Raw genomic sequence first — 22153 nt, forward strand, 5'->3', positions numbered from 1 at the left:
CCCGCTCCGCGCCGGCCAGGCGCCCGCTCCGCCCCACCGCCCAGGAGGAGAAAGAATGAGCGACGGCTTCCCCCATCTGGGGTTCGATCCGTGCCCCGGTGACGTCTCCGCCGCCGAGCGCGTCGCGGAGACCCTGCGTCAGATCACCACGGCCAGTTCCCTCACCCACGGCACCCTGCTGTCGATCAACACCGACAGCGGCGTCTGGGTCGGGCGGGCCGCCGACGCGTTCTCCGACGCGTTCTCCGAGGTCCCGCCCTATCTGGAGCGCGCCGTCAACGCGTTGGACACCGCCAGCCGCGCGCTGTCCACCTGGGTCACCCAGCTCGACACCCTCCAGGCCAGGGCCCGCGCCCTGGAGGAGGAGGCCGCCGGCGCCGCCGCCTCCGTCAGCGCCGCCCAGGCCGGCGTGGACGCGCTGCCCACCGACACCTCCGACCTGACCGACGAGGAACGGGAGCGGCACGACCAGGAGGCCGAGACCGAACGCGGCCGGCTCGACCGCGCCAACGCCGCGCTGGCGGACATCCGCGAGCGCGCCCGCACGTTGAACCTGGAGTACACCTCCCACGCCGACGACACCGCCCGCCAGCTGCGCAACGCCGCCGACGCCGCGCCGCCCGAGCCGGGGCTGTGGGACTCGGTGGTCGGCGCGTTCGAGGGCATCGGCGACTTCTTCGTCGAGGTCGGCCGGGCGCTCAGCGACCCCGACAGCCTCAAGGCGATCGGCGACTTCTTCTCCAACGTGGCGACGGCGCTCGGCGTCGTCTGCCTCATCGTCGCGTGCTTCACGCCGCTCGGCCCGCTCGCCTGGATCGCGCTGGGCGCTTCAGCGCTGGCGTTCGGCTTCCATGTGGCGGCCAAGATCGGCGGCGCGGACGTCGGTTGGGACACCATCATCTGCGACGCCATCGGCGTGGCGGGCGGCGCGCTGGGCATCGTCGGCGGCCGGATGATCGACGCGGGCCGGCTGACCGTGGCGGCCGGGCAGGGGATGCGGGCCTCCGGCTGGGGCCGGTTCTTCAGCCTCGGCAGCCTGCGGCACGCCGTCACCCCGTGGAACTGGTCGATGCTCGGCGGCGCCGGCCGCTTCTGGGGCATCGCCGAGTACTTCCGTGGCGTGGGCCTGACGATGCGCGGCTACCACCTGATCTTCACCGGGCGGTTGATCAGCTGGGGCAGCTCCGGCGCCGGCAACGCGGCCGCCGCCACCGACCTCTACCGGAACTGGAGCGTGCCGTTCGTCGGCCCCATCCAGGACCTCATCGAGGCCCGGAAACGGGACAACGCGCGGGCCGCCGCCCAGGACCAGCCCGCGCTCCCGACCGTCGACGCGACCGAGCGGCTGACCGCCGCGCGCGGCGGCTTCCTCAACGGACTCAACCAGAGCGACCTCGGGACGGCCGCATGACCACTCCCTCCGACGCGGCCTCTTCGGGTGCGGCCTCTTCGGGTGCCGACCGGGGCCCCGACCGGGGCCAGCCGTTCGACTACGACTTCACCTGCGAGGTCTCCGAGGACTTCGTCACCCTCCCGGAGAACGACGCCCCCGACGCCTGGCGCGCCGCGCTCCGCGAACTGCTGCCGGCCAGCGACGAGGACGACCTGGCGGCGGCGGCCGAGTCGATGCGCGAGGTCATGGACCGCTTCGTGCCGCGCAACACCGTGCGCACCGCGCTGTGCATCGGCCACCGCGAGGAGCAACTCGTCGTCGGCGTCCTGACGTTCTCCGTCGAGTGGACCGCGCACGAGAGCGACCTGGTGATCGCGGAGGCCATCTTCCGCGCCAACCGGGCCGGGCTCTTCGACGACCTGCCGCAGGACGCGCTCACCGAGATCGACACCCCGCTGGCCAAGGGCGTGCAGGGGTCACAGGACACCCTCCTCGCCACCCGCCTGCCGTGCGGGCCCGGCGTCTCCCTCACCTCGCTGCGCTCCCTGAAGATCCCCGGCTCCGAGCCGGGCCTGGGGCTGACGCTGGGGGTGGCCGCGATGCAGCTCGTCGTCCCCGCGCCCCGGGGCTACACGCTCTATGTCTCGCTGTTCACGCCGACCCTGGACCACCTGGAACTCTTCGGCGGCCACCTCGCGCGGATCGGCCGCACCCTGGCGTTCGACACCGCCGCCGACCGGGCGGCGGCGGCCGGCCGCCCGCCGGAGACCGAGGCCACCGACGCTCCGGTGCCGCCACCCCGCGCCGACGAGGACGGGGCGCGGTGAGCACCCACGACCAGCTGGTGACCCAACTGCGGGGCGCCGTCGCGGAGTTGGTGGAGCTGGAGGCCCGCCATGTGAACGAGGTGCCGGCCGGCCGGGTGCTGGCGGGCGTCGCGGCGACGGTCGGCGCGGCGGCGGTCGCCGTTCCCGCGCTGGTCCTGCCGCTCGCCGACGTCGACCAGCTGTGGTGGCTGCTGCTGCCCGGGCTGCCGCTGGCCGGCGTCGCCGGCCGGTGGACATGGCGGGTGCTGCGGCCGTTGACCGCGCACCACGGGTCGGTCGCCGCCGCGCACCGCGCGGCGACGCGACGCCGGGACGAGGCGTGGGACGCGCTCTACGCGCTGCCGCCGGCGGCCGGCGGCGGCGTCGAGGAGGAGTGGGCGGCCGTGCGCGAGGTCTACGGCGCGGTGCGCGCCGCCGACGCGGCGGCCGGCTTCGTCGACGGCGCCGACGGCTCGGCCGCGTTCCGCAACCTCGGCCGCCATCTGGCCTGGGCGATCGGCGCGTTGGCGCTGGTGGTGGCCGAGACCCTGGTGGTGGCGGGCGTCGCGGCCGGGACGCTGACGGAGCCCTGGCTGTGGCCGATGCTGCTGCCCGGTGCGGTGCTGCTGGTCGGCTGGGCGCCGGCGCTGCGGATCTGCGCGCTGCGCGCTTTCCTGACGCCGCGCCGCGTGACCCGTACCCAACGCCGGGCTTGGCGCGCCGAGTTGGCCTACCGCCGGGCCCGGCTCGCGGCGGCCGGGGTGCCGCCGTGGCGGCATCCCGCGTTCCACACCCAACGCCTGTGGCTGATCTTCGGCGGCCCGCTGTGGCGCCGCCTCGGCGCGGCGTTCGCCGCGTCCCCGGCGGAGACGCTGCGCGCCCTGCCCGCCGACGCCTCCCCGCTGCGCCGCTGGTACTGGCGCTACGTCGGCTCCGGCACGCTCACCCTGACCGGCATCGTGCTCTTCGCCCTCCTGGTCACCTCGCTGCGCGGGGCGCCGTAGCGCAGGGCTCCGATCCGGCGCCGTCAGCCGCTGTCGGCCGCATCCCCGTGCTGCTGGTAGCTCCAGTAGACCCGCTGCCGCTCGAAGTCCTCCAGCGTCCTGCGGTACTCGGCCTCCTTGCGCGCCCGCCAGCCCGGTCCCCAGATCAGGAGCCCGACGCACAGCAGGACGACGGCGAGGCAGGCCAACGCCCCCGGCCAGGCGACGAACAGCAGGACCACGCCCAGCACCGAGGCCGCCCCGGCGACGGCGGCGATCCTCACCAGATATCTGCGCGGTGGCCACAGCTCGTAGAGGAAGAGCCCAAAGCGTGCTTCCCCGGCCCGCATGGGCGAGATCGCCGTCAACGACGGTCCGGGAGTGGTCGTTGCCCACCATGCGCCGTTGATGCGGTAGTGGTAGTGCGCCCAGGCCGCGCGCCGCCGCGCCAGCTCGCTGTCGTCCCGGGTGAAGGTGAAGGAACTCGGTGCGCCCCGCAGTCCCGGCCGGTACGAGGCCAGTTCGTAACCGAACTCGTGCGCGATGGCCATGAGAGGGCCGATGCGAAGACGGGCCCACACCGTGACTTCGGGAGACCCGTCGAAGTGCGCGATGAACTCCTGATCCTTCACCCATGGCTCCTGTGTGGTTCGGCTGACGCGACGGGGCGGGTGGGTCACTTCGGCCCGGACCCGTCCGCCGCGCCTCTCAGCGGGTGCTTCCGGCGGACCGCCGGGCGTTCTCGACGATCCATTCGGCCAGCCCTCCGGCACTCAGCGGAGGGGGCCCGCCCTAGCGGGGTGAACGGGGTGGTGTGTTGGGTGCGGAGTTTGTCTGCGGGTCGGTGGCCGGTGCGGGTCAGCCCGACTGGTCGTTCTGTTAGTCGACGAGACGCGCCACGGGGGTGGAAGGCTCTGGCGCGGACCACGACGCTGGGCCTAGATGGCGCACGATCGGCCGGGTGCGGGCGTAACGAATGCCGGCAGGAGGCTGGCTGGGAAGGGGGGCGCGGCTTCCGGGAGGTGGAGTTCGTTGCCGAGCGGGGATCAGCTCTGGCGACCGTGCCTTCCGGGCGCGGGGACCGCGCCTTGTTCGGGGGACGGCCGGCGGCTGGGGGCGTGCGTGGCGCGCACCGGCTTCGCCGGCCTGCCCCGGCATGTCGTCCGTCTCGGACGTGACCGATCGTCGGGCGACTGAAGGGGACGGTGCCGGTTGTTTGGTTGGAGCGGACGGTCATGGGTGGCTTCGGTCAACGACCACGCTGCCGCGCGAACATCGTCTGCCGTCTTGGTAGTCCGCGCGCCGTCGACTCCCGAAGGCGGGCGCCGGGGGGTGGGGGGACCTTTTTTATAGGTGCCCGTTTGGAAGTGAACAGATCGTTCAACTCTAGACGGGCACCTACAGAAAGAGGCCCCCACCCCCCCTGCCCGGAAGCCGACAAGGTGCGGACTACCCCACCGGCAGGCGATGTTCGCGCGGCAGCGTGGTCGTTAACCGCCGCCCCGTCATGCCAGCAGGGGTGAGGCGGCGGCCCGTCCCCCTTCAGTCGTCCGACGATCGGCCACGTCCGAGACGGGCGACATGCCGGGGCAGGCCGGCGAAGCCGGTGCGCGCCACGCACGCCCCCAGCGGCCAACCGTCCCTCCCGAAAGGCGCGGTCCCCGCGCCCGGAGGGCACGCACCGCACTCCCGACCACCTCGGCGGCAACGAACTCCACCTCCCGGAAGCCGCGCCCCCCCTCCCAGCCAGCCTCCTGCCGGCATTCGTTACGCCCGCACCCGGCCGAACGTGCGCCATCTAGGCCCGGCCTAGTAGCCCGCGCCAGAACCCCAACCACACACAACAAGCCTCGTCGACCAACGAAACGACCAGTCGGGCTGCCCCGCACCGGCCACCGGCCCGCAAACGAAACCGGCCACCCACCCCCTACCGCGCCCCCGCCCCCGGCGCCCCCAGCGCCGAGGGCACCGCACTCGCCGCCAACTCGCGGCAGAACAGGCCGAAGTCGAGGCCCGCCGCCTCCACGGCCAGGGGAAACGTGCTGGTCTCCGTCAACCCCGGCGCCACGTTGGTCTCCAGCACCCACACCCCGCCCGCCGCGTCGACGATGGCGTCGGTGCGCGACAGGTGCCGCAGCCCCAGCGCTTGGTGCGCGCGCACCGCGACCCGCGCCGCCTCCTCGGCCACCGCCGCCGGCACCCGCGCCGGGATATGGAACCGCACCGCCCCCGCCGTGTAGCGGGCCGCGTAGTCGTAGAGCCCGTCGGCCGCGATCTCCACCGCCGGCAGCGCGCGCGGTCCCTCGCCGAGGTCGGCGACGGCGACGGCGATCTCCGTTCCGGCGACCGCCCGTTCGACCAGCGCCTCGTCGTGGTGCCCGAAGCACGTCATCAGCGCGCCCGGCAGTTCCTCCGCCCGCTCCACTCGCGTGACGCCGAACGCCGAGCCGCCCGCCCTGGGCTTGACGAACAGCGGCAGCCCCAGCCGTTCGACGACCCTGGCCATCACCGCCGTCGCCCCCAGGTCGTGGAACGCCGCCTTCGGCAGCGTCACCGAGGCCGGCGTGGCGACCCCGGCGCGGGACAGGACCTCCTTGGCCACCGCCTTGTCGAACGCGGTCCGGCACGCCCCCGGCGCGGCGCCCACATAGGGAACGCCCAGGAGTTCCAGGATCTCCTTGACGGTGCCGTCCTCGCCCGCGACCCCGTGCAGCAGCGGGAAGACCACCTGCGGGGGATCGGCGGCCAACTCGTCGATCAGGGACGCGTCCACGTCCCACACCGCCGCCTCGACGCCGGCCGCCCGCAGCGCCGCGCTCACCCGCGTGCCCGAACGCAGCGACACCTCACGCTCGTTGCTCAGCCCGCCGGCGAGCACCACCACCCGCTCCAGATCGCTCATCTCTCCCTCACCACGTCCACCGGGGCCGCCAGGGCCACCACGTCCACCAGGGCCGCCACGTTCACCACGTTCAACAGGCCCCGTCGCGCTGCTCACCGCTCCGCGCCGGGCGACAGCCCCAGCGTGTCGCGGAGCGTCAACTCCTCGCCGATCACCGAGGCAAGCCGCTGCACGCCCTCCTCGATCCGCTCGGTCGGCGGATAGCAGAACGACAGCCGCAGGTGCGAACGACCGCCGCCGTCGGCGTAGAAGCCCGTGCCCGGAACGTACGCGACCCGCGCGCCCACCGCCCTCGGCAGCATCGCCTTGCTGTCCAGGCCCTCCGGCAGCGACGCCCACACGAAGAACCCGCCGCCCGGCGACGTCCAGCGCACGCCCCGAGGCATGTGCGCCGCCAGCGCGCCCAGCATCGCGTCCCGGCGCTCCCGGTACATCTCCCGGAACTCCTTCAGCTGCTCCGCCCACGGCTGGGTCCGCAGATAGCGGTCCACGACCAGCTGCGAGAAGACCGAGTGCGAGAGCATCGCCGACTCGGCGGCCAGCACCAGCTTGTCCCGCACCGCCGAAGGCGCCAGCGCCCACCCCACCCGCAGCCCCGGCGCCAACGTCTTGGAGAACGAGCCCAGATAGACCACGCCCGCCGGGTCGTCCGCGCGCAGCGCCCGCATCGGCTCGCCCTGGTCGTAGTGCAGCAGCCCGTACGGGTTGTCCTCGACCACCAGCACGCCCGCCCGCCGGCACACCTCAAGCACCGCCGCGCGCCGCTCGGCGGAGAGCGTCACGCCGGCCGGGTTCTGGAACGTCGGCACCGTGTAGAACAGCTTCGCCGGCCGCCCCTCGGCGGCCAGCCGCCCGAACGTCTCCGCCAACGCGCCCGGATCGACGCCCTCCTCGTCCATCGCCACCTGCGCCACCCGCGCCTGGCAGGCCGCGAACACGCCCAACGCCGTGACATAGGTGGGGCCTTCGGCCACCACCGTGTCGCCCGGGTCGAGGAAGACGCGGGCGATCAGGTCGAGCGCCTGCTGGGAGCCGACCGTCACCACCACGTCGTCCGGGTGCGCGTCGATGCCCTCCAGGGACATCACCCCGCAGACCGACTCCCGCAGCCCCGGGTCGCCCTGCGCCGAGCCGTACTGGAGCGCGGTGCCGCCGCGCTCCCGCGTCAGCTCGGCCATCAGCTCGCCCAACGTCTCCAGCGGCAGCGCGTCCACGTTCGGCATCCCGCCGGCCAGCGACACGATCTCCGGCCGCGACGCCACCGCGAACAGCGCCCGCACCTCCGAGGCGACCATCCCCGCCGCCCGTTCCGCGTAGTGCCCGCGCCAGGGGTCCAGATCCGTCTCGTGCCGGTCTCCGACGGCCATACGACTCCATCCTCGCGGGCGGTCTCTCCTCGGGCCCCCGAGGCTACCCCGCTCCCCGACGCCGCGACATGCCATTCCGCGCGCCCGCCCCACCCCCCGCGACTCGCCGACCGCAGGTGACTTCAGGGAGTCGCGTCCTGGCGCCGCTTGGCGCGGTTCCTGAGCACCCGCCGCACGACGAGGGCGACGACGCACAGCAGCAGGAGGAGAACGAACACCCGGCTGAACGTCCCGACGTACTCCTCGATCCGGTACCACTGGTCGCCCATCCAGTAGCCCGTCATGATCAGCAGCGAGTTCCACACCAGGCTGCCGAGCGCGGTCATTGCCACGAAGATGGTCAACGGCATCCGTTCCACACCCGCCGGCACGGAGATCAGCGCGCGCAACAACGGCAGAACACGCCCGTAGGCCACGGCACTTCGGCCGTGCTTGGCGAACCACACCTCCGCGCGTTCCAGGTCGGACGTCCGCAGCAGCGGAGTCCGGTCCCAGATCCGGTACAGCCGGTCCCGGCCGAGCTTGGCACCCGCCCAGTACAGCCCGAGCGAACCCACCACCGATCCCAGCGTGGTCCAGAAGATCAACGACCACAGGTTCATCGTGCCCTGGGCGGCGGCGTACCCGCCCATCGGCAGCAGGATCTCGCTCGGCAGCGGCCCGAAGAAGTTCTCCAGCGCGACGATGAGTCCGGCCCCCGGCGCGCCGATGGTGTCGACGACATCGGCCGACCAGCCGGTGAGCCCGCCGGCGGGCTCGTAGGGGAGCGGTGGGTTGGCCGAGAGCATGGGCACCCCTGGAAGGCGGGCGGAGTGTGCACATCCGCGAACGGTCGAGGTCCAGGACCCTAGTTCGCCGCGCTTTGCGCTCTCTAAAGCGTCGAAGGCCGACAACGAAAAGGGCCCCGGCCGCGCGGCCGGGGCCCTTCCGGGAGGGGGAACGTCTCCTCAGCGCGTGACGAGGCCGATGAAGGTCTGCCAGGCGTGGGTGGAGACGACCAGGGGGGTGTGGTCGGGAGTCTTGGAGTCGCGGACGGGGACGATGCCGGGGTAGCCGTGGGCCACCTCCACGCAGTTGCTGTCTCCCCCGTTGCTGTAGCTGGACTTGCGCCAGGGGGCGGCGCTCAGGTCGGGTTGGGAGATCGGCAAGTTCTCTCAGCCTTCCTCTGCTGGTTCAGCGCGTGACGAGGCCGATGAAGGTCTGCCAGGCGTGGGTGGAGACGACCAGGGGGGTGTGGTCGGGGGTCTTGGAGTCGCGGACCGGGACGATGCCGGGGTAGCCGTCGGCCACCTCCACGCAGTTGTTGTTCCCGCCGTTGCTGTAGCTGGACTTGCGCCAGCGAGCGGCGCTCAGGTCGGGGTGCGAGGCTCGCATGATCTCTAGATTTCCTTCATCAGGGTGCGGATGAACTCCAGGGAGTCCTCCTGGGAAAGCGCGCGTGCGCAGACCTCATCGTAGGAGAGTTTCAACTGGCTGACCTCCTCCGGCTCCTCGACGACCTCGCCGCCCTTGGAGTGCTCCTGATAGGCGGCCGAGGACCCGTCCGGCAGCCAGAGCAGGGCGAGCGAGCCGCCCAGCAGATCGTGCACCCCGGTGCTGAACGGCAACACCTGGAGCGTCACATTGGGCAACGCCGCGTCGTCGATCAGCCTTTGCAGCTGTTGCCTCCACGCCTGGCGATCACGCAACGGCCGCGCGAAGACCGCCTCGTCCAGCACGAAGCGCACATGTGCCGGCGCGGCATCCCGGCGCAGCAGCAGTTGACGGGCGATACGCAGCGCCAGTTGCTCCTCAAGCGCCTCCTCCTCGTCCGGCCGGTGCGGGGTCGACCACAGCAACTCCCGCGCATACTCCTCGGTCTGAAGCTTTCCCGGGATCGTCTGGGAGGTGTACTCCTGGATGATCCGGGCCCGGTCCTCCAGCTCCATGAACCGCTGGTAACGCCCGGGATACGCCTCGTCCTTGGCGAGCCACCACAGGTTCTGCAAGCCACGGCCGGTGCCGTAGAACTTGTCGAGGCGCCGGGCCGTGTCCAGGTCGCCGAGCCGTTCCCCGCGCTCCAGGCGGTTCAGGTACGAGCGATCGAATCTGACCTGCTCCGACAGTTCCCCGAGCGACAGGCCGGCCTCCTCTCGGAGTCTGGCCAACTCCTCCGCGTACCTCATGCGGGCCGGCGTGAGCTGTTTGAGGACCGGCCGTTCCTTAGCCATCAACTCCCCCTTACTGAGTGATGGTTGTTGTCCTGTCAAGGGGCATCGCGAAACCCCTGGTCAGCGTAGCGCCATCGGCCGAGGCTTGTAGTCGAATCGTCACAGGAAGCAAGAGGAAGCCCGATGTCCGCGCACCCGAGCACCCTTCAGGAACCACCGTCCGCTCTCTTCAGCTGCGAGGTCCTCGCGGACGCGCGGGGGATCGAGACATGGCGCCGGACGGTGACTCAGGTGATGCGGTCGTGGGGGGCGTCGGACGCGGCGGTGGAGGTCGCCCGGATGGGACTCTCCGAACTCCTCGCGAACGTCGTCCGCCACGTTCCCGTTCCCCGTTGCCGCCTGTGGGTCGTCTGCGACGGGCGGCAGGTCACGGTGGCCGTGGCGGACGGGTCGCCGGAGATGCCGGTGGTCCGCGAGCCGGACTGGGACGCGGAGTCGGGGCGCGGGCTGTGGCTGCTGCGGGAGATGGTCGACGCGGTCGGGTGCTACCCGAGGGGGTACGCGACGCCGGCCGGGCCGGCCGAGGGCAAGGTCGTCTGGTTCACCTGCGCCTTCTCCTGCGCCGCCGGCTGTGCGGAGGATGCGAACTGATGAACAGGGAGTGGAATTTTCTCCTCCCGCTGCCGGGGCGTCCGGGCGCCGGCGGTTGGGTCATCGGTCCGTGCTGGTTCTTCTGCGGTCACCAGGTGACGGCCGTGGTGTGGATCGGGGCGGTCACCACCGTGGGGGCCAACGCGCCGCTCTACGCCTGCGGCGGCTGCCTCGACCAACTCCACGCGATGGCCTGGGACTTCACCGAGTCGGGGTGGAAGGCGCGCTACCGGCGGCCGCGCACCTCGTTCGGGCGGCGCCTGCGACGACTTGCCGACGCCTACCAACCAACGAAAGGAAACGACGGGGGATGACCGAGATCATCATCAGGGCGGCCGACTGGGTGCTGTGCGAGGAGCGCGGGCCGGGGGTGCCGGAGGGCATCCACGGCGCGGAGTGCATGACCTGCGACGCGCGTTCGCCGCTCTTCGACAACGACCCGACGCCCATCGCGGTGTGGTGTGTGCAGCACACCCAGGAGCACCCGGACCACACGCTCTATCTCGCCCGCACCGAGAAGCACTGGCGGGTGGTGCCCCGGCCGGACGAGACCCCGGCCCCGGCCGACGACCGGACCGCGCGGGTCCTGGGACCGGCGTTCGTCGGCCTGATGTGCCTGCTGACGGCGCTGTCCGGGCTGCTGCCCGCCCTCACCTACTAGCCATCCGACCCGACCTGTCCGTTCAACCCGTTCACAGCAAGGAACAAGGAACCCTCATGCGCACGACCATCCGTACCTCGCCCGTTCCGTTCACCTTCCACATCCTGGCCACCACCGCGACCAACCACGTGCTGATGGTGCGGGGGAAGCGGGAGGGGATGGACGACGGCTGGGTGCTGCCGCACGGCACCGTCCCGCAGGGGCGCTGCGCGATCCTCGCCGCGCGGGAGGTCCTCAACGAGACGACGGGGCTTGACCGTTCGCTCTCCGAGGTGCTGGCCGTCACGCCGACCACGGATGACGACGGGGCGCTCACCGGCTTCTCCTATGTCCTGGACGGCGGGGTGATCCCGGAGCTGCCGTCCAACGACCCGGCCGAGGGCGCGAGTTGGGTGCCGATGCGCGAGCTGCACGAGCCGCCGGCGCTCTACCAGTACGCCATCATCGCCGCCGGCCAGCGCCGCCGCCTCCCCCTCCTCGTCAACGCCGACCGCCCCGACGCGGCGTTCATCTGACCTTCGGACTCAGGCCCCGTGGCGCCGGCCGACGAGCCGGCGCCGTGGGGTCGTTCAGTCGCGGTCCCCCGGGTGTGGCCGGTCCACCCGGACGCCGGCGACGGTCATCGGCACCCGCGCCAGGTGGCCCACCAGGAAGAAGCCGAGCACGCCCACCACCAGCGCGGCGACGCCGGCCTCGGTGAGCCAGCCGTCGAGCCACGCCCCGAGCACGTCCTCGTCAAGCCCGCCGCCGGTGGCCGCCGCCAGCATCCCGAGGTAGGTGACCAGGCCCGGTATCCAGCCGAACCGGTGGATCGCCAGGCCGCCGAGCACGAACGCGAGGAACAGCGGCCCCAGGACGGCCAGTCCGCCCACCGCGACGCCGGCGATCAGCACGGCCCAGACCAGGTTCCACCTCGGGTCGTCCTCGGGCACGCTGCCGTCGAAGCTGCCGCCCAGCGCCAGGCCCACCAACACCAGCGCCACGCCGGCCGCGAGGCCGATCAGGATGGTCCGGCTCAGCCGCTTCTCCCAGCGCGCGATGAAGGCGGGCCCGAACCGGTACGGGTAGCCCCGCCGGCCGGCCCGGCCGTTCCGTTGGCCCCGTTCGCTCCGGCGGCCCCGTTCGCCTCGCTCGTCCTTGGTGGTCATGCACCGAACCTAAGAGTGCGGTGAATGTCCACTCCAGGGCCCCGGCGGGACTGTCGCGCGACCGTTACGCCGTTCCCGAGCCGAGGGCCGGGGGCCGGAGGCCGGGGCCCTCACCACGTCGCGACGGCCGGCGCCCCGGCCGCGTGCTCCCGCCAGGTCGCGTTGACGCGCGCGAGCCGGCGGGCGCCGGCCATGCCGTGCAGGGCCGCGACCCGGCCGCCGCTGACCTCGAACGCCACGCTGCCGACGACCCGTTCGCCGACCACGGCCAGCACCGCCGGCGAGCCGTTGACCGTCACGAAGTGGAACGTGGGCGAGCCGCCCGCCAACCGCCGCTTCGCGTCCGTCGGTTGGAAGCCGGCCCGCACGAAGGACGCCACCCGCTCCGGCGTGCTGCGCCGCAGCAGCCGGCCGCCGAGACCGGCGCCGTCCGAGACCGCCGTGACATCGTCGGTGAGCAGCGCGACCAGGCGTTCGGTGCGGCCCGACACGGCGGCGGCCAGGAACTCCTCGACGACCCGGCGCGCCGACGCCGGATCGGCCTCGCGGTCCTGGCGGCGTTCGGCGGCGATCCGGACCCTGGCCCGGTGCGCGTGCTGCTGGCTCCCCGACTCGGTGATGTCGAGAATCCCCGCGATCTCCGCGTGGCTGTACGCGAACGCCTCCCGCAGCACATAGACGGCGCGCTCGACCGGCGCCAGGCGCTCCAGGAGCGTCAGCACGGCCAGCGACACCGACTCGCGCTGTTCGAAGGTGTCGGCCGGGCCGAGCATCGGGTCCCCGTCGAGCAGCGGCTCGGGCAGCCAGTCCCCGGCCGGGCGCTCGTGGCGCGCCCGCGCCGAACGGAGCCGGTCCAGGCACAGGTTGGTGACCACCTTGGTCAGCCACGCCTCCGGCACCTCGATCCGTTCCCGATCCGCCGCCTGCCAGCGCAGGAACGCGTCCTGCACCGCGTCCTCCGCGTCGACGGCCGAGCCGAGCAGACGGTACGCCAGCGAGGCCAGCCGGCCCCGGCTGGCCTCGAAGCGTTCGACGGCCACGCTGTCCATGCGCACGAGCCTAGGCGGCACCCCGCACCCCGGCCCGCTCGGGGACCGCCACCACGCGGCGCCTGCGCTTCGGCATCCCGAACGTCGGGTGCGCGACGCCCCAGCCGGCGCCCAGGAGCACGCCCGCCTTCAGCCGCGAGGTCGCACGGCCGCGCAGCGACCAGGACCTGGCCCGCGCCTCGCCGTCCACCATCTGGAAGACCGCGTCCCACCTGCCGAGGCTGATGTGGTTGCCGAAGTACTTCAGGTCGACGGTCGGCACCTCGCGGCCCGTCAGGCGCGCGATGATCGCGCCGGTCGCCTGCATGTTGGTCACGCCCGCCGAGGCGCAGGACATCGGCAGCGGCTGGCCGTGTTCGCCGATCGCGTGCACCGCGTCGCCGGCGGCGTAGACGTCCGGGTGCGAGACCGAGCGCATGGTGCGGTCGACGAGGATCTGGCCGGTCTCCGCGACCGCCAGGCCGCTGGCGGCGGCGAGCGGGTGCACGGCGAACCCGGCCGTCCACACGGTCACTTCGGCCGGCAGCGCCGTGCCGTCGGCGGCGATCGCCTGCGTCGGCTCGACCGCCGCGATCGAGGTGTGCTCGTGGACGGCGATGCCGAGCCGGTCGAAGGCGCGCCGCACATGGCGGCGCGCCTTCGGCGAGAGCCAGGCGGCCAACTCGCCCCGGGCGGCCAGCGCGACGGAGAGGTCGGGCCGGCGTTCGGCCACCTCGGTCACGGTCTCGATGCCGGTCAGCCCCTCGCCCACGACCAGCACCGTGCCCGAGGCGCCCAGCCCGGCCAGCCGCTCGCGCAGCCGCCGCGCCGAGGCCCGGCCGGTCACGTCGAAGGCGTGCTCGGCCACGCCGGGCACGCCGTGGTCGGCGACGGAGCTGCCGAGCGCGTAGAGCAGCGTGTCGTACCCGATCTCGCCCTCCCCGTTCGCGCCGCCCCCCTGCTCGTCGGTCACGGCGACGGTCGCGCGCTCGGGATCGACGGCGGTGACCCGCGCGACGCGCAGCCGCACCCCGCTGCCGGCGAACACCTCGGTGAGCGGGCGGAACGCGACATCCCGGCCGGCCGCGAACTGGTGAAGCCGCATCCGCTCGACGAAGACGGGATCGGCGTTGACGACGGTGACCTCGACATCGGCGGGGGAGAGTCGGCGGGCCAGGTTCCCGGCGGCGAAGGCCCCGGCATACCCGGCCCCGAGGACAACGATGCGGTGCTTCATGGCGTTGCTCCTGTCTCGTTCGCGTGCCCCCTGAACGAGACACCGGCCCGATCCCTGACACCACGCGGGTGTGACGCCGGTCACGTGGCGGCGGTCACGCGGTGGCGGTCACGCGGTGGCGGGGCCGGTATACGGTGGGCCGGGGGGTTCCGCGTACGGGCCGAACGCCCCCGTTCCGGTTGCTCGTTGGGGTGGTGTGGGGGTTCCGTGCGGTGGAGAGTCGCCCTCCTCGCGTTCTTCCTCGTGCCGGCGCTCTGGGGAGCGACCGACCTGGTCGGCGCCCTCACCGCGTCGAGCGAGGTCGTGTGCCCCGGCGAGAACGTGGGCGAGGACGGCGAGGAACACCCAGGACCGATGCGGCCGGGAGACGCCGAGTGCGCGGTGCTGGACGGGGCCGTCGCCGTGGGAACGCGCAGCTACGAGCAGCAGCGGCAGGTCCAGTCCCTGGAGCGGCGGCGCGGCGTCAGGGACGGCACCCTGCTCCTCGCCTACGGCGCCACCGGAGCACTCCTGTCCTGGCGCGCCACCCGCCCGGCCGCCGGCCGGGACTGAACCCCACACGGGGCCGAGCGGCACCAGTCCGATCCGGCAGACGGGTGGTCACGAGGTGTGGTGCGAGCGGCCAGGAGCCCCCCAGGCACTTCCATGGCGGCATGACCCCAGCATCCGAGCCCGCCGAGCCCGCCTCTGCCGCCCAGCCCGCTGCTCCCGCCAAGCCCGCCCAGCCGTTCCTCGCCCGAGCGGCGTCGGAGCTACGGGGACGACTGCCGTTCTCCGACACCCAGGACTTCGAGGACGCGACGCGTGGGCTGATCGCGCGCCGCGAGCCGGGCACCGTCACCGCCGAGGACGGCCGGGTCCTGTGGGACAACGACGCCTACGCCTTCCTGACCGGCGAGGCCCCCGACACCGTCAACCCGAGCCTGTGGCGGCAGTCCCAACTCGTCGCCCAGCAGGGCCTCTTCGAGGTCGTCAAGGGCGTCTACCAGGTGCGCGGCCTCGACCTGTCGAACGTCACGTTCGTCGAGGGCACCGCCGGCGTCGTCGTGATCGACCCGCTCCTGTCGACCGAGACCGCCGAGGCCGCCCTCGCGCTCTACCGCGAGCACCGGGGCGAGCGGCCCGTCACCGGCGTCGTCTACACCCACTCCCACGTCGACCACTTCGGCGGCGTCAAGGGCGTCACCACCCAGGAGGACGTCGACGCCGGCCGCGTGCCCGTGCTCGCGCCCGAGGGGTTCACCGAACACGCCGTCGCCGAGAACGTGTACGCGGGCACCGCCATGGCCCGCCGCGCCGCCTACATGTACGGGGCGGCGCTCGCCCGTGGCCCGCGCGGGCAGGTCGGCGCCGGCCTCGGCCAGACCACCTCCACCGGCACCATCAGCCTCATCCGGCCGACCGTGACCGTCACGACCACCGGGCAGGAGGAGACCGTCGACGGCGTCCGGATGGTCTTCCAGATGGCGGCCGGCACCGAGGCGCCCGCCGAGATGCTCATCCACCTCCCGGACTTCGCGGCCCTGTGCCTCGCCGAGGACGCCACCCACACCCTGCACAACCTGCTGACGCTGCGCGGCGCCCTGGTCCGCGACCCGCACGTCTGGTCGCGGTGCCTCACCGAGACCATCGACCTGTTCGGCGACGCCACCGACGTGGCGTTCGCCTCGCACCACTGGCCCACCTGGGGACGGGAACGCGTCCGGCGGTTCCTCACCCTCCAACGCGACCTCTACGGCTACCTCCACGACCAGGCGCTGCGCCTGATCAACAAGGGCTGGACCGGCAGCGAGATCGCCGAACACCTCCCGCTGCCGCCCGCCCTGGAGAAGGCGTGGTCCACGCGCGGCTACTACGGGTCCTTCAGCCACAACCTGAAGGCGATCTACCAGCGCTACCTGGGCTGGTTCGACGGCAACCCGGCCCACCTGTGGCAGCACACCCCGGTCGAGGCCGGCCGGCGCTACGTCGCGTTCATGGGCGGCGCCGACGCCGTGGTCGAGCGGGCCCGGGGCTCGTTCGAGGCGGGCGACCTCCGCTGGGCGGCCGAGGTCCTCAACCACGTCGTCCTCGCCCAGCCCGACCACGCCGCCGCGCGCGAACTCCTCGCCGACACCTACGAGCAGCTCGGCTACGGAGCGGAGAACGGCACCTGGCGCAACGTCTACCTCTCCGGCGCCACCGAACTGCGCGAGGGCCGGCTCGGCACCCCCACCGTCGCGGCCTCGGTCGACATGGTCGGAAACCTCACCCCCGGGCTCCTGTTCGACGCCCTCGCCATCCAGATCGACGGGCCCAACGCCTGGGACGAGCGGCTCGACATCGACGTCGTCCTCACCGACTCCGCCGAGCGGTACCGGCTGCGGCTGGCCAACGGCGTGCTCACCCACACCACCGCGCCCCAACGGGAGCCCGCCGACGTCACGTTGACCGCCACCGCCCGGGCCCTGCCGGCGCTCGCCCTCGGCGACCAGACGCCGGAGCGGCTGGCCGACGCCGGCATCCGGATCGACGGCGACGCCTCGGTACTCCACCGCCTCGCGGCCGTCCTCGACCCCGGCGACCGCGACTTCCCCATCGTCACGCCCTGACCCCCGGCCCCGCCGGTTCCCGCGCTCCGCACGGAGGCGGGCCCGGCGGGGTCGAGATGTTCGACCGTGGTCGACGAGAATGGGACGATCGCCTGGCAGCGAAGCGCGACCCCGTGGGGGCAGCACCATCACGGAAGATGCCGATAGCGCCGATAGGGTCGGCCGGGGCGAGATGTCGCCAGATGTCCTGATCGAGTTCCTCATACGCGAATGACTACCTGCCGAAGCGTCAGGCTCTTCATGGAGCACCCCCTCACCGCCTACGTGTTCACCGCCGGGGACCGGGCCTGGGTGGGGCTGGCCGACTGCCCCGACAGCCGGCCGAAGTCGTGGACCCGGATCTGGAGCAGCCACAGCCCAGCGGTCGACGCCGACGTCGGCCACCTGCTGCGTCAACTGACCGAGACGTTGGAACTCCGCGAACAACGGGACGTGTCGGGAGACGTGCGCACGATTGTCGCCGGGCACAACTTCTTCGATGGCTGGGAGTACTGGGGACCGGGAAACCCGGCGCCTCTGCTACCTCGGACCGCGGGCGACTTCGTCAGGGAAGCAGGGGCCTCGTCGCTCGACGAGATGACGCGTCGGCAGCCACCCGGTGGAGACGGGTGAGGACCTATCCGTACGTCGGGCCTGCCGGGCATCTGGCGGACACCAGAACATCGTGCGCGATGCGTACTTCTTCTGCGCTCTCTGTGACGAGCCGCTGCCCCCGTAGGGGGGCCAACCGGGGACCGGATGGTGATCGGATCACCCAACAGGCCGAACGCGCGGCCGCGCCCGTCTCCCGCCCCGCTCACAGTCCGCGCCCCCGCCCCGTGCGGGAGACGTAATCCCCGGCGCGCCCGCCGCGTGACGGGCCGGTAATGCGCGCTTCCTACCGTTCCTGATCACGGGCCGCCCCGGCGGGTGGGCCGCCCAAGCAGGTGGGGCGGCCCGACAGACAGCCGGGCGGCCCGGCAACGGACGGGCCGGGGAGGGAGGTTCGGTGGCGGCTGGCGCGAAGGACGGCGGGGTGCGCACCGTCTGCTCGTACTGCGGCGTCGGCTGCGGGATCGTGCTCGACGTGACCCGCGACGGCGCGGACGGCCGCCGCCGCGCGACCCGGGCGACCGGCGACCGGGCGCACCCCGCCAACTTCGGCCGCCTCTGCACCAAGGGCGCCACCAGCGCCGACATGCTGGCCGCGCCCGGCCGGCTGGCCACCGCCCTGGTCCGCGCCGAGCGCGGCGCCCAGCCGGCCGAGACCGACGTGGACCGGGCCGTCGCCGAGGTCGCCGGCCGGCTGCGGGCGATCCTCGACGAACACGGCCCCGACGCCCTCGCCTTCTACGTCTCAGGGCAGATGTCCCTTGAGGCGCAGTACCTGGCGAACAAGCTCGCCAAGGGCTTCGTCCGCACCCAGCACATCGAGTCCAACTCCCGGCTGTGCATGGCCTCCGCCGGCTCCGGCTACAAGCTGTCCCTCGGCGCGGACGGCCCGCCCGGCTCCTACCAGGACCTCGACCACGCGGACACGTTCCTCGTCATCGGTTCCAACATGGCCGACTGCCACCCGATCCTGTTTCTGCGCATGATGGAACGGGTCAAGGCCGGCGCCCGACTGATCGTGGTCGATCCCCGTCGCACCGCGACCGCCGAACGGGCCGACCTGCACCTCCCGATCCGGCCCGGCACCGATCTCGCCCTCCTCAACGGCCTGCTCCACCAGCTGGTCGAGAACGGCCACACCGACGAGGAGTTCATCGCCGAGTTCACCGAGGGCTGGGAGGAGATGCCCGCCCTCCTCGCCGACTATCCGCCGTCGCGCGTCGCGGAGATCACCGGCCTCGCCGAGGATGACATCCGGCGGGCCGCGCGCTGGATCGGCGAGGCCGGCGCGTGGACGAGCTGCTGGACGATGGGCCTCAACCAGTCGACCCACGGCACGTGGAACACCAACGCCCTGATCAACCTGCACCTCGCCACCGGCGCCATCTGCCGTCCGGGCGCCGGCCCGTTCTCCCTCACCGGCCAGCCCAACGCCATGGGCGGCCGGGAGATGGGCTACATGGGTCCCGGTCTGCCGGGCCAGCGCTCGGTCCTGGTCGACGCCGAACGCGCCTTCGTCGAGCGGCTGTGGAACATCCCCGAGGGCTCGCTGCGCACCGAGGCCGGGCGCGGCACGGTCGAGATGTTCGAACGGATGGCCGCCGGCGAGATCCGGGCGTGCTGGATCATCTGCACCAACCCGGTCGCCTCCGTCGCCAACCGCAGGACCGTCATCGCGGGCCTGGAGGCCGCCGAACTCGTCGTCACCCAGGACGTGTTCGCCGAGACCGAGACCAACGCCTACGCCGACGTCGTGCTGCCGGCGACGCTGTGGGCGGAGTCCGACGGCGTGATGGTCAACTCCGAGCGGAACCTCACCCTCGTCCAGGGCGTCGTCGACCCGCCCGGGCAGGCGCTGCCCGACTGGGAGCTGATCGCCCGGGTGGCCCGCGCGATGGGCTTCGTCGAGGGGTTCAGCTACGCCTCGTCCGAGGAGGTCTTCGAGGAGATCAAACGGGCGTGGAACCCGGCGACCGGCTGGGACCTGCGCGGCATCAGCTACGAGCGGCTGCGCGCCACGCCCGTCCAGTGGCCGGCCGCGACCGCCGAGGGGCCGGACCGCAACCCGATCCGCTACCTCAACGACGGGACCAGCCAGGCCCCGCTCGAACGCGCGGACGGCAGCCGACCCCGGCTGGCCTTCCCGACCCCGAGCGGGCGCGCCAGGTTCTACGCCAGGCCCCATCTGCCGCCGGCCGAACTCCCCGACGACGACTACCCGTTCGTCCTCAACACCGGCCGCCTCCAGCACCAGTGGCACACCCTCACCAAGACCGGAAAGATAGGGAAGCTGAACCGGCTCAACCCCGGCCCGTTCGTCGAGATCCACCCCGAGGATGCGGCGGCGCTGGGCGTCGCGGCCGACGACCACGTCGAGGTCGCCTCCCGCCGGGGCCGCGCGGTGCTGCCGGCCGTGGTGACCGACCGGGTGCTGCCCGGCACCTGCTTCGCGCCGTTCCACTGGAACGACCTGTTCGGCGAGTACCTCAGCGTCAACGCCGTCACCAGCGACGCCGTCGACCCGGTCTCCTTCCAGCCGGAGTTCAAGGTCTGCGCCGTCACCCTCACCCCGACCACCGCGCCCGTTCCGCCCGCCCGGCCGGACACGCGCCCGACGACGGCGGGCGCGGCCCGGACCGCGCCAACGGAACGGACCGAGGCCGCCGTTCACGCCCTGGCCACGCTCTGCGGCATCGCCGAGCTGGCGCCCGAGCAGCCGACCGAGCGGGAGCGCCGCTATCTCGCCGGCTATCTCTCGGGCCTCGCCCTCGCCCCGCCCGACGGCACCGTGCCGGTGCTGCCGCCGGACGCGGCCGTCGCGCCCGAGCGGGCGCTGTGGCTCAACGGCGTCCTGGCCGGCATGTTCTCCCGCGTCCCGGCACCGCCGGCCATTCCCGATCCGGCCGCCGACCGCGCGCCGGCCGCCGACCGCGCGCCGGCCGGGCCCCTGCCGGCCGAGGAACGGGCGCGCCGCGTCGTGGTGCTGTGGGCCTCGCAGACCGGGAACGCCGAGGAGTTCGCCGCCACCACCGCCGCCGGGCGGCTGGCGGAGGCGGGCCACGCCCCCGACCTCCTCGCCATGGCCGACGCCTCCCCGGACCAACTCGCCGACGGCACCGACCTGTTGGTCGTCACCAGCACCTTCGGCGACGGCGAAGCCCCGGACAACGGCGCCGACTTCTGGCGGGCGCTCGCGGCGCCCGACGCCGCCCGCCTGACCGGCGTGCGGTACGCGGTGCTCGCGCTGGGCGACTCCAGCTACGACGACTTCTGCGGCCACGGCCGCCGCCTCGACGAACGGTTGAGCGCGCTCGGCGCCACCCGGCTGGTCCCGCGCACGGACTGCGAGCCCGACTTCGGGGAGGCCGCCGAACGCTGGCTCGCGTCCGTGCTCGCCGCCCTCGACACACCCCCGCCCCCCGCGCCCCCGCCGCCCGCGCCTTCAGCGCCCGAGGCGCCGACGCCCGAGGCAAAGCGCGAGCCCGCCACCACCCCGACCCCCGCCCGTTACACCAAGGCGTCCCCGTTCGCCACCGCCCTCGTCGGCAACCGGCTGCTGAGCCTGCCCGGTTCACAGAAGGAGGTGCGCCACTTCGCCCTCGACACCCGCGACGGCGAGCTGGCCTACGAGGCCGGCGACTCCCTCGGCGTCTGGCCCGTCAACGGCGAACCCCTCGTCGAGGAGTGGCTGACCCTCACCGGACTCGGCGCCGACGAGCCCGTCGACCTCGGCGACGCGGCGCCGCTCCCGTTCCGCGAGGCGCTGCGCGGCCGCCTCGACATCACCCGCCTCACCACCGACCTGCTCCGGTTCGTGGCCGACCGCACCGGCAGCCGCGAGCTGCGCCGGCTGCTGCGGCCCGACAACAAGGACGCGCTGGCCAGGTGGAGTTGGGGCCGGCAGGCCGCCGACGTCGTCGCCGCGTTCCCGGTCAGCGCCAGCGCCGACGAGTGGGCCGGCGCCCTGCGGCCGCTCCAGCCGCGCCTCTACTCCATCTCCTCCAGCCCGCTGGCGCACCCCGGGGCCGTCCACCTCACCGTCTCCGTCGTCCGCTACACCAACGACCTGGGCCGCAAGCGCGGCGGCGTGTGCTCCACCTACCTCGCCGACGGCGCCCACGACGGGCCGGTGCGGGTCTTCGTCCAGCCCGCCCCGCGCTTCCGGCCGCCGGCCGACCCCGCCACCCCGCTGATCATGGTCGGGCCAGGCACCGGCGTGGCGCCGTTCGTCGGCTTCCTCCAGGACCGCGCGGCACGCGGCCACACCGGCCCCAACTGGCTCTTCTTCGGCGAACAGCGCCGGGCCACCGACTTCTACCACCGCGAGGAACTGGAGGCCCACCTGGCCTCCGGCCACCTGGACCGCCTCGACCTCGCCTTCTCACGCGACCAGCGCAACAAGGTCTACGTCCAGGACCGGATGCGGGAGAACGGCGCCCGCCTCTGGCGCTGGCTCCAGGACGGCGCGCACTTCCTGGTCTGCGGCGACGCGGGCCGCATGGCCAGGGACGTCGACCGGGCCCTGCGGGACGTCGTCGCCACCCACGGCAACCTCACCCCCGACGAGGCCGCCACCTACGTCCGCCGCCTGGCCACCGAACGCCGCTACGTCCGCGACGTCTACTGAGCCGGGCGCCCCGGGCGC

Annotated in this window: 21 protein-coding genes; 11 read left to right on the forward strand and 10 right to left on the reverse strand. The window is 73.2% G+C overall.

The window, feature by feature from the left end; translation table 11 throughout:
• The first annotated feature begins 55 nt into the window (after window positions 1-55).
• From FH609_RS23700 to FH609_RS23710, 3 genes are read left to right on the forward strand one after another with little or no spacing between them, the layout of a single operon-like run.
• Complete coding sequence (locus tag FH609_RS23700; protein ID WP_139667490.1) at window positions 56-1411, forward strand: putative T7SS-secreted protein; 1356 nt, start codon at window positions 56-58, stop codon at window positions 1409-1411.
• Entirely contained in the window at window positions 1408-2220 is an 813-nt protein-coding gene (locus tag FH609_RS23705; protein WP_139667491.1) for a hypothetical protein, read from the forward strand. Before FH609_RS23700 ends, FH609_RS23705 begins: the two co-directional genes overlap by 4 nt.
• Window positions 2217-3203 (forward strand): hypothetical protein, encoded by a 987-nt coding sequence (locus FH609_RS23710; RefSeq protein ID WP_139667492.1) that lies wholly within the window; start codon window positions 2217-2219, stop codon window positions 3201-3203. Before FH609_RS23705 ends, FH609_RS23710 begins: the two co-directional genes overlap by 4 nt.
• 23 nt (window positions 3204-3226) lie before the next feature.
• Here the strand turns inward: FH609_RS23710 and FH609_RS23715 are convergent, their stop codons facing one another.
• The 7 genes from FH609_RS23715 to FH609_RS23745 all read right to left on the reverse strand — a co-directional run bounded on the left by FH609_RS23715 (window position 3227) and on the right by FH609_RS23745 (window position 9661).
• Window positions 3227-3814 (reverse strand): DUF4175 domain-containing protein, encoded by a 588-nt coding sequence (locus tag FH609_RS23715; RefSeq protein ID WP_139667493.1) that lies wholly within the window; start codon window positions 3812-3814, stop codon window positions 3227-3229.
• 1295 nt (window positions 3815-5109) lie between these two features.
• A complete protein-coding gene (locus FH609_RS23720) occupies window positions 5110-6084 on the reverse strand; it encodes a D-alanine--D-alanine ligase (RefSeq protein ID WP_139667494.1) in 975 nt (324 codons plus the stop codon).
• A gap of 92 nt (window positions 6085-6176) precedes the next feature.
• On the reverse strand, window positions 6177-7451 hold the full coding sequence (locus tag FH609_RS23725) for a PLP-dependent aminotransferase family protein (RefSeq protein ID WP_226961902.1): 1275 nt from the start codon (window positions 7449-7451) through the stop codon (window positions 6177-6179).
• Between the two features lie 122 nt (window positions 7452-7573).
• Window positions 7574-8239: a DedA family protein gene (locus FH609_RS23730; protein ID WP_139667495.1), complete on the reverse strand. Its 666-nt coding sequence runs from the start codon at window positions 8237-8239 to the stop codon at window positions 7574-7576.
• A 159-nt stretch (window positions 8240-8398) separates the two neighbouring features.
• Entirely contained in the window at window positions 8399-8599 is a 201-nt protein-coding gene (locus tag FH609_RS23735) for a DUF397 domain-containing protein (RefSeq protein ID WP_405378939.1), read from the reverse strand.
• 25 nt (window positions 8600-8624) lie between these two features.
• A complete protein-coding gene (locus tag FH609_RS23740) occupies window positions 8625-8825 on the reverse strand; it encodes a DUF397 domain-containing protein (RefSeq protein WP_139667496.1) in 201 nt (66 codons plus the stop codon).
• A 5-nt stretch (window positions 8826-8830) separates the two neighbouring features.
• Entirely contained in the window at window positions 8831-9661 is an 831-nt protein-coding gene (locus FH609_RS23745) for a helix-turn-helix domain-containing protein (RefSeq protein WP_139667497.1), read from the reverse strand.
• A gap of 123 nt (window positions 9662-9784) precedes the next feature.
• Between FH609_RS23745 and FH609_RS23750 the strand changes: the two genes are divergently transcribed.
• Genes FH609_RS23750 through FH609_RS23765 form a run of 4 tightly spaced genes read left to right on the forward strand, consistent with a single transcriptional unit; the run spans window position 9785 to window position 11428 of the window.
• Entirely contained in the window at window positions 9785-10252 is a 468-nt protein-coding gene (locus tag FH609_RS23750) for an ATP-binding protein (protein WP_139667498.1), read from the forward strand.
• Window positions 10252-10566 (forward strand): hypothetical protein, encoded by a 315-nt coding sequence (locus FH609_RS23755; protein WP_139667499.1) that lies wholly within the window; start codon window positions 10252-10254, stop codon window positions 10564-10566. Before FH609_RS23750 ends, FH609_RS23755 begins: the two co-directional genes overlap by 1 nt.
• Window positions 10563-10913 (forward strand): hypothetical protein, encoded by a 351-nt coding sequence (locus FH609_RS23760; RefSeq protein ID WP_139667500.1) that lies wholly within the window; start codon window positions 10563-10565, stop codon window positions 10911-10913. The genes FH609_RS23755 and FH609_RS23760 overlap by 4 nt, the downstream gene beginning before the upstream one ends.
• 56 nt (window positions 10914-10969) lie before the next feature.
• The gene (locus FH609_RS23765; RefSeq protein WP_122181710.1) at window positions 10970-11428 is read left to right on the forward strand and encodes an NUDIX domain-containing protein; all 459 of its coding nucleotides are present in this window, start codon (window positions 10970-10972) and stop codon (window positions 11426-11428) included.
• A 54-nt stretch (window positions 11429-11482) separates the two neighbouring features.
• Here the strand turns inward: FH609_RS23765 and FH609_RS23770 are convergent, their stop codons facing one another.
• From FH609_RS23770 to FH609_RS23780, 3 genes are all read right to left on the reverse strand, one after another.
• Window positions 11483-12061, reverse strand: a complete 579-nt coding sequence (locus FH609_RS23770; RefSeq protein WP_139667501.1) for a hypothetical protein — start codon at window positions 12059-12061, stop codon at window positions 11483-11485.
• A gap of 110 nt (window positions 12062-12171) precedes the next feature.
• A complete protein-coding gene (locus FH609_RS23775) occupies window positions 12172-13110 on the reverse strand; it encodes a sigma-70 family RNA polymerase sigma factor (protein WP_139667502.1) in 939 nt (312 codons plus the stop codon).
• 10 nt (window positions 13111-13120) lie between these two features.
• On the reverse strand, window positions 13121-14326 hold the full coding sequence (locus tag FH609_RS23780) for an NAD(P)/FAD-dependent oxidoreductase (protein WP_139667503.1): 1206 nt from the start codon (window positions 14324-14326) through the stop codon (window positions 13121-13123).
• A 207-nt stretch (window positions 14327-14533) separates the two neighbouring features.
• Between FH609_RS23780 and FH609_RS23785 the strand changes: the two genes are divergently transcribed.
• From FH609_RS23785 to FH609_RS23800, 4 genes are all read left to right on the forward strand, one after another.
• Window positions 14534-14878, forward strand: a complete 345-nt coding sequence (locus FH609_RS23785) for a hypothetical protein (RefSeq protein WP_139667504.1) — start codon at window positions 14534-14536, stop codon at window positions 14876-14878.
• Between the two features lie 101 nt (window positions 14879-14979).
• A complete protein-coding gene (locus tag FH609_RS23790) occupies window positions 14980-16917 on the forward strand; it encodes an alkyl/aryl-sulfatase (protein WP_139667505.1) in 1938 nt (645 codons plus the stop codon).
• A 210-nt stretch (window positions 16918-17127) separates the two neighbouring features.
• Window positions 17128-17529, forward strand: coding sequence for a hypothetical protein (locus tag FH609_RS23795; RefSeq protein ID WP_139667506.1), 402 nt, complete (start codon window positions 17128-17130; stop codon window positions 17527-17529).
• Between the two features lie 376 nt (window positions 17530-17905).
• A complete protein-coding gene (locus tag FH609_RS23800) occupies window positions 17906-22135 on the forward strand; it encodes a bifunctional nitrate reductase/sulfite reductase flavoprotein subunit alpha (protein WP_139667507.1) in 4230 nt (1409 codons plus the stop codon).
• Window positions 22136-22153: the final 18 nt, after the last annotated feature.

Source organism: Streptomyces sp. 3MP-14 (assembly GCF_006334905.2).
Lineage (GTDB): Bacteria > Actinomycetota > Actinomycetes > Streptomycetales > Streptomycetaceae > Streptomyces > Streptomyces triticirhizae.

Bases quoted from the DNA above. Each gene is read 5' to 3' on its own strand.
- FH609_RS23700 (WP_139667490.1), top strand. From the start codon at position 56: ATGAGCGACGGCTTCCCCCATCTGGGGTTCGATCCGTGCCCCGGTGAC.
- FH609_RS23705 (WP_139667491.1), top strand. From the start codon at position 1,408: ATGACCACTCCCTCCGACGCGGCCTCTTCGGGTGCGGCCTCTTCGGGT.
- FH609_RS23720 (WP_139667494.1), bottom strand. From the start codon at position 6,084: ATGAGCGATCTGGAGCGGGTGGTGGTGCTCGCCGGCGGGCTGAGCAAC.
- FH609_RS23725 (WP_226961902.1), bottom strand. From the start codon at position 7,451: ATGGCCGTCGGAGACCGGCACGAGACGGATCTGGACCCCTGGCGCGGG.
- FH609_RS23730 (WP_139667495.1), bottom strand. From the start codon at position 8,239: ATGCTCTCGGCCAACCCACCGCTCCCCTACGAGCCCGCCGGCGGGCTC.
- FH609_RS23740 (WP_139667496.1), bottom strand. From the start codon at position 8,825: ATGCGAGCCTCGCACCCCGACCTGAGCGCCGCTCGCTGGCGCAAGTCC.
- FH609_RS23745 (WP_139667497.1), bottom strand. From the start codon at position 9,661: ATGGCTAAGGAACGGCCGGTCCTCAAACAGCTCACGCCGGCCCGCATG.
- FH609_RS23750 (WP_139667498.1), top strand. From the start codon at position 9,785: ATGTCCGCGCACCCGAGCACCCTTCAGGAACCACCGTCCGCTCTCTTC.
- FH609_RS23755 (WP_139667499.1), top strand. From the start codon at position 10,252: ATGAACAGGGAGTGGAATTTTCTCCTCCCGCTGCCGGGGCGTCCGGGC.
- FH609_RS23760 (WP_139667500.1), top strand. From the start codon at position 10,563: ATGACCGAGATCATCATCAGGGCGGCCGACTGGGTGCTGTGCGAGGAG.
- FH609_RS23765 (WP_122181710.1), top strand. From the start codon at position 10,970: ATGCGCACGACCATCCGTACCTCGCCCGTTCCGTTCACCTTCCACATC.
- FH609_RS23770 (WP_139667501.1), bottom strand. From the start codon at position 12,061: ATGACCACCAAGGACGAGCGAGGCGAACGGGGCCGCCGGAGCGAACGG.
- FH609_RS23775 (WP_139667502.1), bottom strand. From the start codon at position 13,110: ATGGACAGCGTGGCCGTCGAACGCTTCGAGGCCAGCCGGGGCCGGCTG.
- FH609_RS23780 (WP_139667503.1), bottom strand. From the start codon at position 14,326: ATGAAGCACCGCATCGTTGTCCTCGGGGCCGGGTATGCCGGGGCCTTC.
- FH609_RS23790 (WP_139667505.1), top strand. From the start codon at position 14,980: ATGACCCCAGCATCCGAGCCCGCCGAGCCCGCCTCTGCCGCCCAGCCC.
- FH609_RS23795 (WP_139667506.1), top strand. From the start codon at position 17,128: ATGACTACCTGCCGAAGCGTCAGGCTCTTCATGGAGCACCCCCTCACC.